Source organism: Roseovarius albus, assembly GCF_900172335.1.
GTDB lineage: Bacteria > Pseudomonadota > Alphaproteobacteria > Rhodobacterales > Rhodobacteraceae > Roseovarius > Roseovarius albus.
Genome location: NZ_FWFX01000009.1, coordinates 176,852 through 190,371, shown reverse-complemented (window position 1 = coordinate 190,371; position 13,520 = coordinate 176,852). Strand labels below are relative to the sequence as shown.

The following is a 13,520-nucleotide window of genomic DNA, read 5'->3' as shown; positions in this document are numbered from 1 at the left end:
ACTGCGTCTTAAGGCGTGGGAGAGTAAGTCACCGCCAAACCTAATAAAATCCCCCGTATCTCTCAATCGATGACAAAATCAAAAAATACAAAACAGCCGCCCCCCAAGCGAAGCTCTTTTTGTGGATACCAAGCACCAAAGACACCCCATACCTTAAGGCCCAAAAAGGCTCGAATAAATAACCAAAGTTCTCATCACACATCGGCAAATGGTAAGCTGGATGATGTAGCGAGTTCATGTCTACAAATAAATACGCCGCCAGAATCTTCTGACGGCGTTTTCTAATTATAAACCAACTCAGTAGCGGTAATGCTCTGGCTTGTAAGGCCCTTCGGGTTTGACGCCGATATAGGACGCCTGATCTTCATCCAGCTTTGTCAGTTTTACGCCGATGCGATCCAGATGTAGACGAGCAACTTTTTCGTCCAGATGCTTGGGTAGGATGTAGACGTCGTTGTTGTACTCATCGCCTTTGAGCCACAGCTCCATCTGTGCCAGCACCTGGTTGGTGAAGGAGGCAGACATCACAAAGGATGGGTGGCCCGTCGCGTTGCCAAGGTTCAGCAAGCGCCCCTCTGACAGCAGAATGATCCGGTTGCCCGAGGGCATCTCGATCATGTCGACCTGTTCTTTGATGTTGGTCCACTTGTGATTCTTCAGCTGTGCTACCTGAATCTCATTGTCGAAGTGACCGATGTTGCCAACGATGGCCATGTCCTTCATCGCGCGCATATGCTCGATGCGGATCACGTCTTTGTTGCCGGTTGTGGTGATGAACAGGTCAGCACTGTCGATCACATCTTCCAACACAACAACTTCGAACCCGTCCATTGCCGCCTGTAGCGCACAGATCGGGTCAACTTCGGTCACCTTCACACGGGCGCCGGCGCCGCGCAGGGATGCGGCCGAGCCTTTGCCTACATCGCCATAGCCGCAGACAACGGCAACCTTACCGGCCATCATCGTGTCAGTGGCACGGCGGATACCGTCAACTAGCGATTCTTTACAGCCGTATTTGTTGTCAAACTTTGATTTGGTCACGGAATCGTTCACGTTGATTGCCGGGAATGGCAGGTGACCGTCTTTCACCAGCTGATACAGGCGGTTCACGCCGGTGGTGGTTTCCTCAGACACGCCTTTGATTTGATCGCGCATCTTGGAGAACCAACCAGGAGACGCGGCCATGCGTTTGGCGATCTGTGCCTTGATCACTTCTTCCTCTTCCGAGGTTGGAACAGCGATGACGTCTTCCCCCGCTTCGGCGCGTGCGCCTAGCAAGATGTAAAGCGTCGCATCGCCGCCATCATCCAAGATCAGGTTCGGGCCCTCTTCGAACATGAAGGATTTATCGAGGTAATCCCAATGCTCTTCCAGCGTCTGGCCTTTGATCGCAAAAACCGGCACGCCCGCGTCAGCAATCGCCGCCGCTGCGTGGTCCTGCGTCGAAAAGATGTTGCACGAGGCCCAGCGCACGTCGGCGCCCAGATCCACCAGCGTCTCAATCAACACGGCAGTCTGTATGGTCATGTGCAGCGATCCAACAATCCGCGACCCTTTCAGCGGCTTGACTTCGCCGTATTCGGCACGCAGCGACATCAAGCCCGGCATCTCGGTTTCAGCGATATCCAGTTCCTTGCGGCCAAAACTGGCCAAACTGATGTCTTTTACAACGTAATCCTTTGCCATCGAATGGCTCCTCACAAATCTCAAGTTGACCTGCAAATAACACCGCAAAGAGGGCTGAGCAATGTGTATCGCAGCGGCGTGACTTTTGATACAAATTAGGGTGATCCGAGCCAGCAGCATCACAGGAGTCTACAACCTATGGCCCACTACACTGGCCGCTGTCATTGCGGTGCCGCCCAATTTGAATTCAGCGCCCCCGAAATCACCGATGCCATGCTGTGTGATTGCTCGATCTGCCGCCGCAAAGGTGGGGCATTATCGACCTTTCTGGTTCCACCAGATGCGTTGAATATCACCGGAGAGCTTGAAACCCTTAAGACCTATCAGTTCGGCACCAGCATTGCGCGCCACCACTTTTGTGGCGATTGCGGTATTCATATCTTTGTCGAAACCCGGTTGAATCCCGGGCAGTACCGCATCAACTTGGGCTGTATTGATGAGGTTGATGTCATGGAACTGCCCGCACAAATTTACGATGGTAAGAGCCTCTAAAGGTTCACGCCGCCACCGCACTCTGCCGATATTCATCCCAGGCCTGTTTCAGGATCAACTGCGCCGAGCGGAGGAACAGTCCCGCCATGATCATCGCCACAATAATATCAGGCCAGGCCGATGCCGTGAACCAAACCGCCGCACTGGCCAGCATTACGGCAACGTTGCTGATTGCATCATTGCGCGAACACAGCCAAACGGAACGCACATTGGCATCGCCATCCTTGTATTTCATCAACAGCAGCACACTGGCCAAATTGGCCGCCAGCGCCAGAAATCCGATCAACCCCATGATTTCGGCCTTGGGCACACCCAGAACAAACACCTGATACACCGTTGATCCAAAAACCCACAGCCCCATCAGTAGCAAACTCAATCCTTTCAGCAGCGCCGCTGTCGCCCGCACCTTGAGGCTCATGCCAATCACAGCCAGACTTAGACCATAAGTCAGCGCATCGCCCAGAAAATCCAACGCATCCGCTTGCAGCGCCTGCGATCCGGCCAGTTTCCCTGCCGACATTTCAACCAAAAACATCGTGGCGTTAATGGCAATCACCAACCACAGGATCCGCTTATAAACCGGATCCATGCCATCAAACTGTGGATTGCCCGAGCACCCGCATTTGACGCTCTCCATCTTGGAGGTGCTGTCTGCATCTAACACGTCGTACGCCATGATCATCGCCTTATTTTCTTCGACGAGTCATCATATAGTTCCTCTAGGGGCTAGAGGTTCAAGAGGCTATTTTTAGAATTTCCTCTAAGCCAATCCTTCGCCATTACACACTGAACAGCGCGTGGTTTTCATGCCGAAGCACCCATCGCAGCGGTCAAATTTGGGTCTGCCTAGGTGATCCTTGCCCTTCAGCACCTGACCAGCTCCATTGCAGATCTGGCACGGCGCACGGCCCGATCCCCGGCACCGATGGCACCGGCGTTTTACATGATCTGGTTTTTTTTGGCCCAACATGGACGCCCTCTTTCAAAAAACATGACTGGATAAGCCCTATCACGAAACCGTGATCGCGTCAGCCCATCCGCCTTTGGGTCAAAATCACACGAACGCGCTGGCAGCCCGTGCGACTTCGTGGCACAACCAGATCCAAGCGATGAGAACAGGGGGCGCATATGACCACTCAATTCGGCAAAGGGTGCCATCTGCATCTGATCGACGGCTCGGCCTTCATCTTTCGTGCCTATCACGCCCTGCCGCCCCTTACCCGGAAATCCGACGGCCTGCCCATCGGCGCGGTCAGCGGTTTTTGCAACATGTTGCAACGCTATATCTCAGATAACACCGGTTCTGACGCGCCTACCCATGTCGCCGTGATCTTTGACAAGGGCAGCCACACCTTCCGCAATGACCTTTATGACCAATACAAAGCCAACCGCGAGGCCATGCCCGAGGATCTGCGCCCGCAGATGCCGCTGACCCGCGAGGCCACTCGCGCCTTTAACATCGCTTGCCATGAAATTGAAGGCTATGAAGCCGACGACATCATTGCCACGCTCTCCGTCCAAGCGCGCGAGGCAGGCGGCCGCGTCACCATCATCAGTTCGGACAAGGACCTAATGCAACTGGTCGGTGGCGGGGTTGAAATGTTTGATGCGATGAAAAACCGCCGTATCGATGTTGAAGGGGTTGAGGAAAAATTCGGCGTCGGTCCCGACCGCGTGGTCGACGTGCAGGCGCTGGCGGGAGATAGCGTTGATAATGTCCCCGGCGCACCCGGCATTGGCATCAAGACCGCCGCGCTGCTGATCAACGAATATGGCGATCTGGAAACCCTGCTGGACCGCGCAGGCGAGATCAAACAGCCCAAACGCCGCGAGACTCTGCTGGAAAAACGCGAACAGATTGAACTATCGAAAAAGCTAGTCACGCTAGACGAAAATACACCGCTGGATTTCACCCTTGATGATCTTGAGGTCAAAGACCCTGACGCAGATGTCTTGCTGGAATTTCTCGCCCAAATGGAGTTCCGCACTCTGACCAAACGTGTCGCCGACACATTGGGGGCCGAGGCCCCAGCCATTGCTGACACCCCCGCTGCGGCCTCCAGCACCGACAGTGTCGCCCCCGAGTGGTCCGCGATCGAACCAGACAAATACGAACGCGTCTCGGACATGGTCGCGCTAAATCGTTGGATCGCCCAGATCACGGCACTGGGATATGTCGCGGTTGATACAGAAACCACCGGCCTGAATGACATGCAGGCCGATCTGGTTGGCATCTCGCTGTCCACCGCGCCCGGCACTGCCTGCTACATACCTCTCACCCATCGCGACGGCGACAGTGATGACCTCTTTGGTTCAGACAAACTCGCTGAAGGTCAGTTGGGTCTGGATGAAACACTAAAGGCCCTCAAACCCCTGCTCGAAGATCCGGCCATCCTGAAAATCGGCCAGAACATGAAATACGACGCCAAGATCTTTGTCCGCTACGGTGTCTATGTGGCCCCCTTTGATGACACCATGTTGATGTCTTATGCCCTGCACGCCGGGATCCACGGCCACGGGATGGACACGCTGTCAGACCGCTATCTCAATCATACACCCATTCCGATCAAATCTCTGCTGGGCACTGGCAAATCCGCCATCACCTTTGACAAGGTCGATATCGAAGAGGCGGTGAAATACGCTGCTGAAGATGCCGACATCACCCTGCGCCTGTGGATGACCTTCAAGTCCGAACTGCACCGCGCCCAAGTGACCACCGTTTATGAAACGCTTGAGCGTCCGCTATCGCCGGTTCTGGCCCAAATGGAACGCCACGGCGTATTGGTCGACCGCGAAACCCTATCGCGCATGTCCAATGCCTTCGCACAGAAAATGGCGGGGCTCGAGGCGGAAATTCACAAGCTCGCTGGACGCAGCTTCAACGTCGGCTCCCCCAAACAACTGGGCGAGATTCTGTTTGATGAAATGGGCTTTGAGGGCGGCAAAAAAGGCAAAACCGGTGCCTATGCCACTGGCGTTGACGTGCTCGAAGACCTGGCAACTGAGCATGACCTACCCGCCCGCGTGCTTGACTGGCGACAACTCAGCAAACTTAAATCCACCTACACTGACGCACTACAAAACCACATCGATCCAGACACCGGCCGCGTGCACACCTCCTATTCACAAACCGGGGCCAGCACCGGGCGCATGGCCTCGACCGATCCGAACCTGCAAAACATCCCGGTCCGAACCGAAGAAGGCCGCCGCATTCGCGAGGCATTCATCGCTGCCCCGGGGAACACGCTGATCAGCCTCGACTACAGCCAGATCGAGCTGCGCATTCTTGCCCATGTCGCCGGGATCGATGCGCTGAAACAGGCGTTCCGTGATGGCATGGACATCCATGCCATGACCGCATCGGAAATGTTCGGCGTGCCTATTGAGGGCATGGACCCGATGGTGCGCCGCCAAGCCAAAGCGATCAACTTTGGCGTCATCTACGGCATTTCGGGCTTTGGACTGGCGCGCAACCTGCGCATCCCCCGGAGCGAGGCACAGGGCTTTATCGATCGCTACTTTGAACGCTTCCCCGGCATACGCACTTACATGGACGAGACGGTGACGTTCGCCAAGGAACATGGCTACGTGCAAACCCTGTTTGGTCGCAAGATCAACACGCCCGAGATCGCCGCCAAAGGCCCGCGCGCCGGTTTCGCCAAACGCGCAGCCATCAACGCGCCCATTCAAGGCACCGCTGCCGACGTCATCCGCCGCGCCATGATCCGCATGCCCGAGGCCATCAAGGACATCCCCTGCAAGATGCTGCTGCAGGTCCACGACGAACTGTTGTTCGAAGTGCAGGAAGGCGCCGAAGATCAACTGATCGCCGCCGCCCGCTCTGTCATGGAAGGGGCTGCCAACCCCGCTGTGCATCTGGATGTGCCGCTGGTGGTTGATGCCGGACAAGGCAGCAACTGGGCCGAGGCGCACTAATCAGCTGTTAGCGCGCCCACTTTATCGAACAGCCCATCGACGGGATTTGTTGGCGCGGGCCTTGCCCGGTTAGCGCGACCAGTTGCATCGCCTCCACCAGCTCGCGCTTGCGCCCTTTCGGGTCACGCATCCCGGCGTTGTCCAGACGACCCCGGTATTGCAGTTCACCCTGCACATTGAAGCCAAAGAAATCCGGCGTGCAAACGGCGCCATAGGTCTGCCCGACGCTCTGATCTTCGTCCACTAGATACGGAAAAGACCAGCCAAACTTCTCTGCAAATTTCGGCATATAGGCGGGCCCATCAATTGGCACATCGCGGTAATCATTCGACATCACCGCCAGCACATTGATGCCCGCAGCCTTCAGTGTTTCAGCATCTTTAGCCAATCGATGCCCAATCGCCTGCACATAAGGGCAATGGTTGCACAAAAACGCGATCAGCAAACCATTTTCGCCAATCTGTTCACGCATCGCGTAGGCCCGGCCATGGGCATCTTTCAGGGTAAAATCTGGGGCGTTCCAGCCAAAGTCACAAATCGGGGTATCAAGCAGCATGTCAAAATCCTTTCAGGTCAATTTAAACCTGCGGGCCCGCACCGGGAGAAAGCACAGGCCCGTCAGCCTTTAGGCAGCGGCCGACCAGACATTCGCGGCGAAAGCCTGATCCACTTCTGTTTCAGCGACGTGGTTGGTGTAGTTTGACATCACCTTCAACGCCGTTCCCAAGATTACCTCAAGGATCGCCTGCTTGCTGTACCCAGCCGACAGAAACGCTTCGACAGCATCGTCAGACGGCCAGCCACGGGTTTCGTTAATCACAATCGCAAACTGACGCAGGGCTTCCAACTTGCCATCCGCAATCGGCATACCTGCACGTAGCGCCTCGACAACGTCATTTGGCACCTTGGCCATCTGCGACAGAGAGGTATGCGCCGCCATGCAGTAGGTGCAGCCATTCAGGCGGTTGTTGGTCATCAGGATGATCTGGCGTTCAGTCTCTGACAGGTCGGTTTTGTTGAAGATACCCGACAGCGCCATGTAGCCTTCCAGCATCGCAGGGGCTTCGGCCATTGTGCCCAGAAGATTTGGAACGAACCCAAATGCCTTTTGCGCGCCTTCCAGCTGCGCCTTTGAGTCTGCGGGGGCGGATGTGGGGGTGTGGGTGGTGAAATCAGTCATATTGAAGTCCTTTAGAATTTGTTTGTACCGTTCGGTATAAAAAGAACTAGATAGTTTGTACCAATCGGTCAATGCCATTGTGGCAATTTTCTTGACCAATCGGTTTAAACCCTTATATGTAAACGAAACGTTCTTGCCTCAAGAGGTCAAAATGCCCTGGGAAAAATCCTTTGATCTGGACGAAGCCACTGACAAAGCTATCCGAATCTTTCGTCAAAAAGGCTACGAAGGCACCTCGATGTCTGACTTGATCTCTGGCATGGGGATCAACAAGGGCAGTCTTTACAACGCCTTTGGCAACAAAAAGTCGCTCTTTGATCGGGCCTTGCTCAGATACGACCAGCTCAATCGGCAGGCCCTGCTCAAACGACTATCAACGATCGACGACCCCGTCGAAGCCGTCAGCCAGATGTTTGATGAGCTGATCGCGGAATCAAAGGCGGACAATCAGTTTCAGGGCTGCTTGATGGTCAATACCGCGCAAGAGCTGCCAAACCACCCCAAGGATGTGCAGGATATGGTGAAAGCCTCTTTCAAAGAATTTGAAGAGTTTTACCGACAGCTCATCACCAAGGGCAAAGCCGCTGGAAAGATCCCTGAAACCGTAAACGCAGATGAAACCGCAAAATCGCTTCTTTCTTTGGTCATCGCGTTACGTGTGTTGGCACGCGGCACATATGAACCACATGAACTTGAAGCTCTTAAAGCGAGCGCATTGCGGCTGGTGCATTAGAAATTGCATTGATCGACCTAATTGTATCAAAATCATACAACCTAGACAGACTCGCGATAAAATTGAATACTAAATCCTAATTGCACGACTTTAGGGTTTCAAATGTTCCAATTTCTAAAACGCTATTCCATCCTAGCAACCGCAACACTCGGCACTGCCATCAGTTTGGCCTCAATGACAATTGCCAAAGAAACCGCAATTCAAATGCCAATGGTAGAGGATGCCGCAATCGGCGGTATAAAATCATCAAGAGGCGGAACAACCAATATCGCAGCATTTGTTACCAATTTCAAAGGCAAGGCTATGGTTTGCGGCTTCTGGAATGTGGGAAATAGAATTTCGGCGAGATCCAAATCCTCAAACATGTTTCGTAAAGGCATGCAAACGAGTTCTGTGCGATACAAAAACAAAATCCTAGTGCGAGATTTAACGTTTATGAATGAAGTCTCAGATAAGAATTACGTGACTGGCGCCAAGGCCAACTGCAAACTTTCAAAGCACACATGGAATCCAGCGATGACAAATGAAAGCATCAATATTCACGTCATGCGCCGCACAATTCATTGAAAACACTGTCGTATGTCTGCGCCTATGAGTCCATTTAGGTTGATTTGATAAGAGAGTGTTTCTGGCTCATTGTAAACACCGATGAGTGGGGCATGAGATAGACAACGAAGAGTCCGAGCAAGAAGATCGCCAAAAACTTCATTTTGTTCGCACACGATGCAGGCCATGACCTCCGGCGCTTTGCAAGAGAGCGACAAATATTCGGGGCAATTCGGCAGGTTCGATTCCCTGCAAGGCGGGCATATGTTCGTTCTCTAGGGCTTTATTGTTCGCCACGGTAAACCCGGTGCACGCACAAATTCTCCGACCTTCAAAGAGCCGCCATCCGCCTTCAGATGCAGTAATCTGCGATAAAGTGTCGTCTGCCGCTGCCTAAATTCCACGAAGCCGGTGGGCATCTAAAATGAAGAGAAGCTATGGGAGCACAGCAAAGATGGCCGAAAGCTCGTTTCCAACAGAAGATGGTCCTTGGAGCTGACGGGTGTACTGACGAAAACTCCTCCATTTAACGAGTAAAAGAAAACGCCCCGCAATGGCGGGGCGTAAATCGAGATTTTCAGTAGCTTTAGATATCCAAAGTGTTGTCTTTTTCCCACTGGCTGAAGTGGGTGACGAAGGAATTCCACTCTTGATGCTTCATCTTTAGATAGGCCGCAGAAAACTCATCGCCCATTGCCGCCTTGAGGCCCTTGTCTTTGTCGTATTCACGTAAGGCATCGAGCATGTTCAGCGGCAGTTTTGGTGCGCCGCGGACTTTGTGGCCCTCGGCATACATGTCGATGTCGTGGCGTTTTCCAGGATCGGCCTTGGAGCGGACACCCGAAAGGCCAGCGGCAATAATTACCGCCTGCAACAGATAGGGGTTCACTGCGCCATCGGGCAGGCGCAGTTCAAACCTACCGGGGCCGGGGACACGGACCATGTGGGTGCGGTTGTTGCCGGTCCAAGTCACAGTATTAGGCGCCCAGGTAGCACCCGACATGGTGCGTGGGGCGTTGATCCGTTTGTAGCTGTTGACCGTTGGATTTGTGATCGCGGCCAGCGCTGAGGCGTGCTTCATGATCCCGCCAAGGAAATGGCGACCCTTTTCAGACAGACCTAGTTCCGAAGTCTGGCTTTCGTCACTGGGCTCAGCCGCAAAAACGTTCGTTTTCGATTTATCGCCTGGCGCATCCCAGACCGAGATGTGTGCGTGACAGCCGTTGCCAGTCAAACCCTCGACAGGTTTTGGCATGAAGGTTGCACGGAAGCCATGCTTTTCGGCAACAGATTTGGCCATGAACTTGAAGAAGCTGTGCTTGTCAGCGGTGGCCAAAGCATCGTCAAAGTCCCAGTTCATTTCCCACTGGCCATTGGCATCTTCGTGGTCGTTTTGATAAGCGCCCCAGCCCAGCTCCAGCATGTAGTCGCTGATTTCGCGGATCACTTCCAGACGACGCATCATCGCTTGCTGGTCATAGCAGGGTTTTTCAGCAGTATCGAATGGGTCAGAGATTTGATCACCTTCGGGTGTAAGAAGGAAGAACTCGGCCTCGATCCCGGTCTTAACGTGCATGCCTTCTTCGGCAGCCTCAGCAATCAGACGGCGCAGCACATTGCGTGGGGCCTGAGCGACATCTTCGCCTTCCATCACGCAGTTACCGGGCACCCATGCGATTTCCTTGTTCCAAGGCAGCTGAATTACGGCGTTTGGATCTGGCACGGCCAGCATATCTGGGTGCGCCGGGGTCAGATCCAGCCAGGTTGCAAACCCGGCAAACCCGGCACCGTCTTCCTGCATGTCTGCGATGGCACGCGCAGGCACAAGTTTGGCACGCTGTCCACCGAACAGATCGGTGAATGAAATCATGAAATACTTGACGCCGTTTTCCTTGGCATAAGCCGCAAGATCAATCGTCATCAGTTCCTCCCAAAAAGTATCTTATTCGTTTATACACAAAGAGCGCGGCATTGGTGCCGCGCCCTTGCTATTCTTTAGAATCCAGTGCCGGGCTTGCCGGGCCACCATTCAGTTCCAGCCAGTGGAACCCGCGCCATGGCAGCGGCCTCCATCGTGAGGGCAACCATGTCTTCAGGTTCTAGGTTGTGCATGTGGTTATGGCCACAGGCACGGGCGATAGTTTGCGCTTCGAGCGTCATTACCTTGAGGTAATTCCTCAAGCGGCGACCACCTTCGATCGGGTCAAAACGCGCCATCAACTCCGGATCCTGCGTGGTGATGCCCGCAGGATCGCGACCCTCGTGCCAATCATCATAAGCGCCGGTTGTGGTGCCCAGCTTGTTGTACTCGCCTTCCCACTTTGGGTCGTTGTCGCCAAGGGCGATCAACGCGGCGGTCCCGATTGCAACGGCATCCGCGCCCAAGGCCAGTGCTTTTGCCACGTCCGCGCCGGAACGAATCCCGCCAGAGAGAACCAGCTGCACCTCGCGGTGCATACCCAGATCTTGCAGGGCCTGAACGGCGGGGCGGATGATCGACAGGGTCGGCTGACCGACATGTTCGATGAACACGTCCTGTGTCGCAGCGGTGCCGCCTTGCATGCCATCGAGAACCACAACATCAGCTCCGGCCTTTACGGCCAAAGTGGTGTCAAAGTAGGGGCGTGCGCCAGCGATTTTCACGTAGATTGGCACTTTCCAATCAGTGATTTCGCGCAGCTCAAGGATTTTGATCTCCAGATCATCCGGACCAGTCCAGTCAGGGTGACGACAGGCCGAGCGCTGGTCGATGCCCTTGGGCAGGTTGCGCATTTCGGCGACGCGGTCCGAGATTTTCTGGCCAAGCAACATGCCGCCGCCGCCGGGTTTCGCGCCCTGGCCAACCACAACTTCAATCGCGTCGGCCTTGCGCAGGTCGTCGGGGTTCATCCCATAACGTGAGGGCAGGTATTGATAGACCAACTTGGAGGAATGCCCACGCTCTTCCGGTGTCATGCCGCCGTCGCCGGTGGTGGTCGATGTGCCTGCCGCATCCGCACCACGGCCCAGAGCCTCTTTGGCAGGACCAGACAGAGCGCCAAAGCTCATGCCAGCGATGGTGATCGGAATATCCAGCTCAATCGGGTTCTTGGCAAAGCGTGTTCCAAGGGTGACCTTGGTTTCGCATTTTTCGCGGTAACCCTCGAGCGGATAACGCGAGATGGAGGCGCCCAGAAACAATAGATCGTCAAAGCTGGGGACCTTGCGTTTCGCTCCACCGCCGCGGATGTCATAAATGCCAGTGGCTGCGGCACGCCGAATATCGCTGTTGATGTCATTCGAAAACGTCGCCGACTGGCGCGGTGTGGTGTGCGGGATGCCGTTATCGTCAATATCTTTCATGGTCATCTCCTTAGTAGGCTCCCGAATTGTCGACGTCGAAATTATAGAGGTTCCGGGCCGAGCCGTAGCGGGTGAACTCTTCTGGTTTCGCGTCAGACCCGGCTTGTTCCAGCAGGTCCTTGAGGATTTCGATATGCTCGGGGCGCATTTCTTTCTTCTCGCAGTCGGCACCGAGGCTTTTGACCTCGCCGCGCACAAAGAGGCGCGCCTCGTAGCAGCTGTCACCAAGGGCGTCGCCCGCATCGCCGCAGACAACCAGATTGCCCGATTGCGCCATGAAGGCGGACATGTGGCCGATGTTGCCATGCACCACGATGTTGATGCCTTTCATGGAAATCCCGCAGCGTGAGGCGGCGTTGCCTTTGATCACCAGCAACCCACCATGGCCGGTGGCACCGGCATATTGGCTGGCGTCGCCTTCGATCACGACTTTGCCGGACATCATGTTTTCAGCGACGCCGGGGCCGGCTGAGCCATGGATGTTGACGGTCGCCTGCTTATTCATACCAGCGCAGTAATAGCCAGTAGAGCCCTTGACGGTCACCTCTATAGGGGCGTCCAACCCAACGGCAATGGCATGGCTGCCTTTGGCATTGACGATTTCCCAAGCTGTTTGATTGGTATCATCTGCCTGCGCATGCAGCGCCTCATTGAGGGCGCGCAGGCCGTTCTCTTCTAGATCAAATGTCTGCATCTTAATGGTTCCAGAAATATACGGTTGCAGGTTCAGGCTCCCAGACGCGAGCGTCTTCGATGCCCGGCAGGTTGACCAGGGCGCGGTATTCGCTGCCGAACGCCACGTATTGATCGGTTTCCGCCATCACGGCAGGCTTGCAGGCGATGGGATCGCGAACAACACCGAATCCGTCCTTGGTGCCGACGACGAAGGTGAAGAAGCCATCTAGGTCATCCAGAGAACTCTCCAAAGCTTCACCCAAGGTGTCACCCTCTTGCATGCGCCACGTCAGATAGGCCGCAGCGACTTCGGTGTCATTCTGGGTTTCTGTGTAAACCCCTTCACGCGCCAGCTTGCGACGAAGAGAGTTGTGGTTTGATAGCGAGCCATTGTGCACGAGGCACTGATCATCGCCGGTGTTGAACGGGTGAGCACCCATAGTGGTCACTGCCGATTCGGTGGCCATGCGGGTATGGCCGATGCCGTGTGAGCCACTCATTTTCGAGACTTCAAAGCGTGCAGCGACATCTTTGGGCAGGCCGACTTCTTTGTAGATCTCGAGTGTATCGCCGCGGCTCATCAACCGAACACCATCCATTTTCTTGAGCGCCTTGCGGACATCTGCCACTTTGTCAGATGCGATGGTCAGAACCGCGTGGGTGTCTTTCCGAGACAGGGATACAGGTGCCCCGATCTCGATTGTTAAGGTCTCTGCCAGATGGGGGAACAGAGTATCCGCTTCATCCGATTGCACGGTCAGTTTCGAGGTACCGCTTTCATCATCGCCGTAGATTGCGATGCCCGCGCTGTCGGGGCCACGATCTGTCATCGTGATCAGCATGTCAGTCAACATGTCACCCAGCTGCGGCTCAAGCGATTTGTCCTTCAGGAACAAGCCGACGATTCCACACATATTGAAAATCTCCTTG

General features: G+C 54.8%; 12 protein-coding genes. 4 read left to right on the top strand and 8 right to left on the bottom strand.

The annotated features are described in order from the left end of the window. Positions 1 to 297: 297 nt before the first annotated feature. Positions 298 to 1,686: an adenosylhomocysteinase gene (gene ahcY, locus ROA7450_RS14645; RefSeq protein ID WP_085806594.1), complete on the bottom strand. Its 1,389-nt coding sequence runs from the start codon at positions 1,684 to 1,686 to the stop codon at positions 298 to 300. Between the two features lie 138 nt (positions 1,687 to 1,824). On the opposite strand from ahcY, the gene ROA7450_RS14640 reads away from it, so the two are divergent. Continuing rightward, positions 1,825 to 2,178 (top strand): GFA family protein, encoded by a 354-nt coding sequence (locus ROA7450_RS14640; RefSeq protein ID WP_085806593.1) that lies wholly within the window; start codon positions 1,825 to 1,827, stop codon positions 2,176 to 2,178. Between the two features lie 4 nt (positions 2,179 to 2,182). On the opposite strand, the gene ROA7450_RS14635 is transcribed toward ROA7450_RS14640, so the two are convergent. Then, positions 2,183 to 2,854, bottom strand: a complete 672-nt coding sequence (locus tag ROA7450_RS14635; RefSeq protein ID WP_085806616.1) for a cation efflux transmembrane domain-containing protein — start codon at positions 2,852 to 2,854, stop codon at positions 2,183 to 2,185. Positions 2,855 to 3,306: 452 nt separating this feature from the next. Between ROA7450_RS14635 and polA the strand changes: the two genes are divergently transcribed. Continuing rightward, positions 3,307 to 6,114 carry a DNA polymerase I gene (gene polA / locus ROA7450_RS14630; protein ID WP_085806592.1) on the top strand — a complete coding sequence of 936 codons (2,808 nt, stop codon included), beginning with the start codon at positions 3,307 to 3,309 and terminating at the stop codon, positions 6,112 to 6,114. A gap of 7 nt (positions 6,115 to 6,121) precedes the next feature. Here polA and ROA7450_RS14625 read toward each other — a convergent pair whose 3' ends face one another. Together ROA7450_RS14625 and ROA7450_RS14620 are read right to left on the bottom strand one after the other, a co-directional pair. Next, positions 6,122 to 6,670, bottom strand: a complete 549-nt coding sequence (locus tag ROA7450_RS14625; protein ID WP_085806591.1) for a thioredoxin family protein — start codon at positions 6,668 to 6,670, stop codon at positions 6,122 to 6,124. Positions 6,671 to 6,739: 69 nt separating this feature from the next. Next, positions 6,740 to 7,294: a carboxymuconolactone decarboxylase family protein gene (locus ROA7450_RS14620; protein ID WP_085806615.1), complete on the bottom strand. Its 555-nt coding sequence runs from the start codon at positions 7,292 to 7,294 to the stop codon at positions 6,740 to 6,742. Between the two features lie 151 nt (positions 7,295 to 7,445). Here ROA7450_RS14620 and ROA7450_RS14615 point away from each other — a divergent pair, with 151 nt between their 5' ends. Both ROA7450_RS14615 and ROA7450_RS14610 read left to right on the top strand, forming a co-directional pair. Continuing rightward, entirely contained in the window at positions 7,446 to 8,027 is a 582-nt protein-coding gene (locus ROA7450_RS14615) for a TetR/AcrR family transcriptional regulator (RefSeq protein WP_143534467.1), read from the top strand. Between the two features lie 102 nt (positions 8,028 to 8,129). Beyond that, the gene (locus ROA7450_RS14610; protein WP_085806589.1) at positions 8,130 to 8,594 is read left to right on the top strand and encodes a hypothetical protein; all 465 of its coding nucleotides are present in this window, start codon (positions 8,130 to 8,132) and stop codon (positions 8,592 to 8,594) included. A 565-nt stretch (positions 8,595 to 9,159) separates the two neighbouring features. Here ROA7450_RS14610 and glnT read toward each other — a convergent pair. The 4 genes from glnT to ROA7450_RS14590 all read right to left on the bottom strand — a co-directional run bounded on the left by glnT (position 9,160) and on the right by ROA7450_RS14590 (position 13,504). Next, on the bottom strand, positions 9,160 to 10,494 hold the full coding sequence (gene glnT / locus ROA7450_RS14605) for a type III glutamate--ammonia ligase (RefSeq protein ID WP_085806588.1): 1,335 nt from the start codon (positions 10,492 to 10,494) through the stop codon (positions 9,160 to 9,162). A gap of 74 nt (positions 10,495 to 10,568) precedes the next feature. Further along, complete coding sequence (locus ROA7450_RS14600; protein WP_085806587.1) at positions 10,569 to 11,915, bottom strand: FMN-binding glutamate synthase family protein; 1,347 nt, start codon at positions 11,913 to 11,915, stop codon at positions 10,569 to 10,571. A gap of 10 nt (positions 11,916 to 11,925) precedes the next feature. Further along, a complete protein-coding gene (locus ROA7450_RS14595) occupies positions 11,926 to 12,609 on the bottom strand; it encodes a GltB/FmdC/FwdC-like GXGXG domain-containing protein (protein ID WP_085806586.1) in 684 nt (227 codons plus the stop codon). A gap of 1 nt (position 12,610) precedes the next feature. Beyond that, positions 12,611 to 13,504 carry a class II glutamine amidotransferase gene (locus tag ROA7450_RS14590; RefSeq protein ID WP_085806585.1) on the bottom strand — a complete coding sequence of 298 codons (894 nt, stop codon included), beginning with the start codon at positions 13,502 to 13,504 and terminating at the stop codon, positions 12,611 to 12,613. Positions 13,505 to 13,520: the final 16 nt, after the last annotated feature.

Coding starts and splice junctions, on each gene's coding strand:
- ROA7450_RS14610 (WP_085806589.1), top strand. CDS start 8,130: ATGTTCCAATTTCTAAAACGCTATTCCATCCTAGCAACCGCAACACTC.
- ROA7450_RS14620 (WP_085806615.1), bottom strand. CDS start 7,294: ATGACTGATTTCACCACCCACACCCCCACATCCGCCCCCGCAGACTCA.
- ROA7450_RS14615 (WP_143534467.1), top strand. CDS start 7,446: ATGCCCTGGGAAAAATCCTTTGATCTGGACGAAGCCACTGACAAAGCT.
- glnT (WP_085806588.1), bottom strand. CDS start 10,494: ATGACGATTGATCTTGCGGCTTATGCCAAGGAAAACGGCGTCAAGTAT.
- ROA7450_RS14590 (WP_085806585.1), bottom strand. CDS start 13,504: ATGTGTGGAATCGTCGGCTTGTTCCTGAAGGACAAATCGCTTGAGCCG.
- ROA7450_RS14600 (WP_085806587.1), bottom strand. CDS start 11,915: ATGAAAGATATTGACGATAACGGCATCCCGCACACCACACCGCGCCAG.
- polA (WP_085806592.1), top strand. CDS start 3,307: ATGACCACTCAATTCGGCAAAGGGTGCCATCTGCATCTGATCGACGGC.
- ROA7450_RS14625 (WP_085806591.1), bottom strand. CDS start 6,670: ATGCTGCTTGATACCCCGATTTGTGACTTTGGCTGGAACGCCCCAGAT.
- ahcY (WP_085806594.1), bottom strand. CDS start 1,686: ATGGCAAAGGATTACGTTGTAAAAGACATCAGTTTGGCCAGTTTTGGC.
- ROA7450_RS14595 (WP_085806586.1), bottom strand. CDS start 12,609: ATGCAGACATTTGATCTAGAAGAGAACGGCCTGCGCGCCCTCAATGAG.
- ROA7450_RS14640 (WP_085806593.1), top strand. CDS start 1,825: ATGGCCCACTACACTGGCCGCTGTCATTGCGGTGCCGCCCAATTTGAA.
- ROA7450_RS14635 (WP_085806616.1), bottom strand. CDS start 2,854: ATGGCGTACGACGTGTTAGATGCAGACAGCACCTCCAAGATGGAGAGC.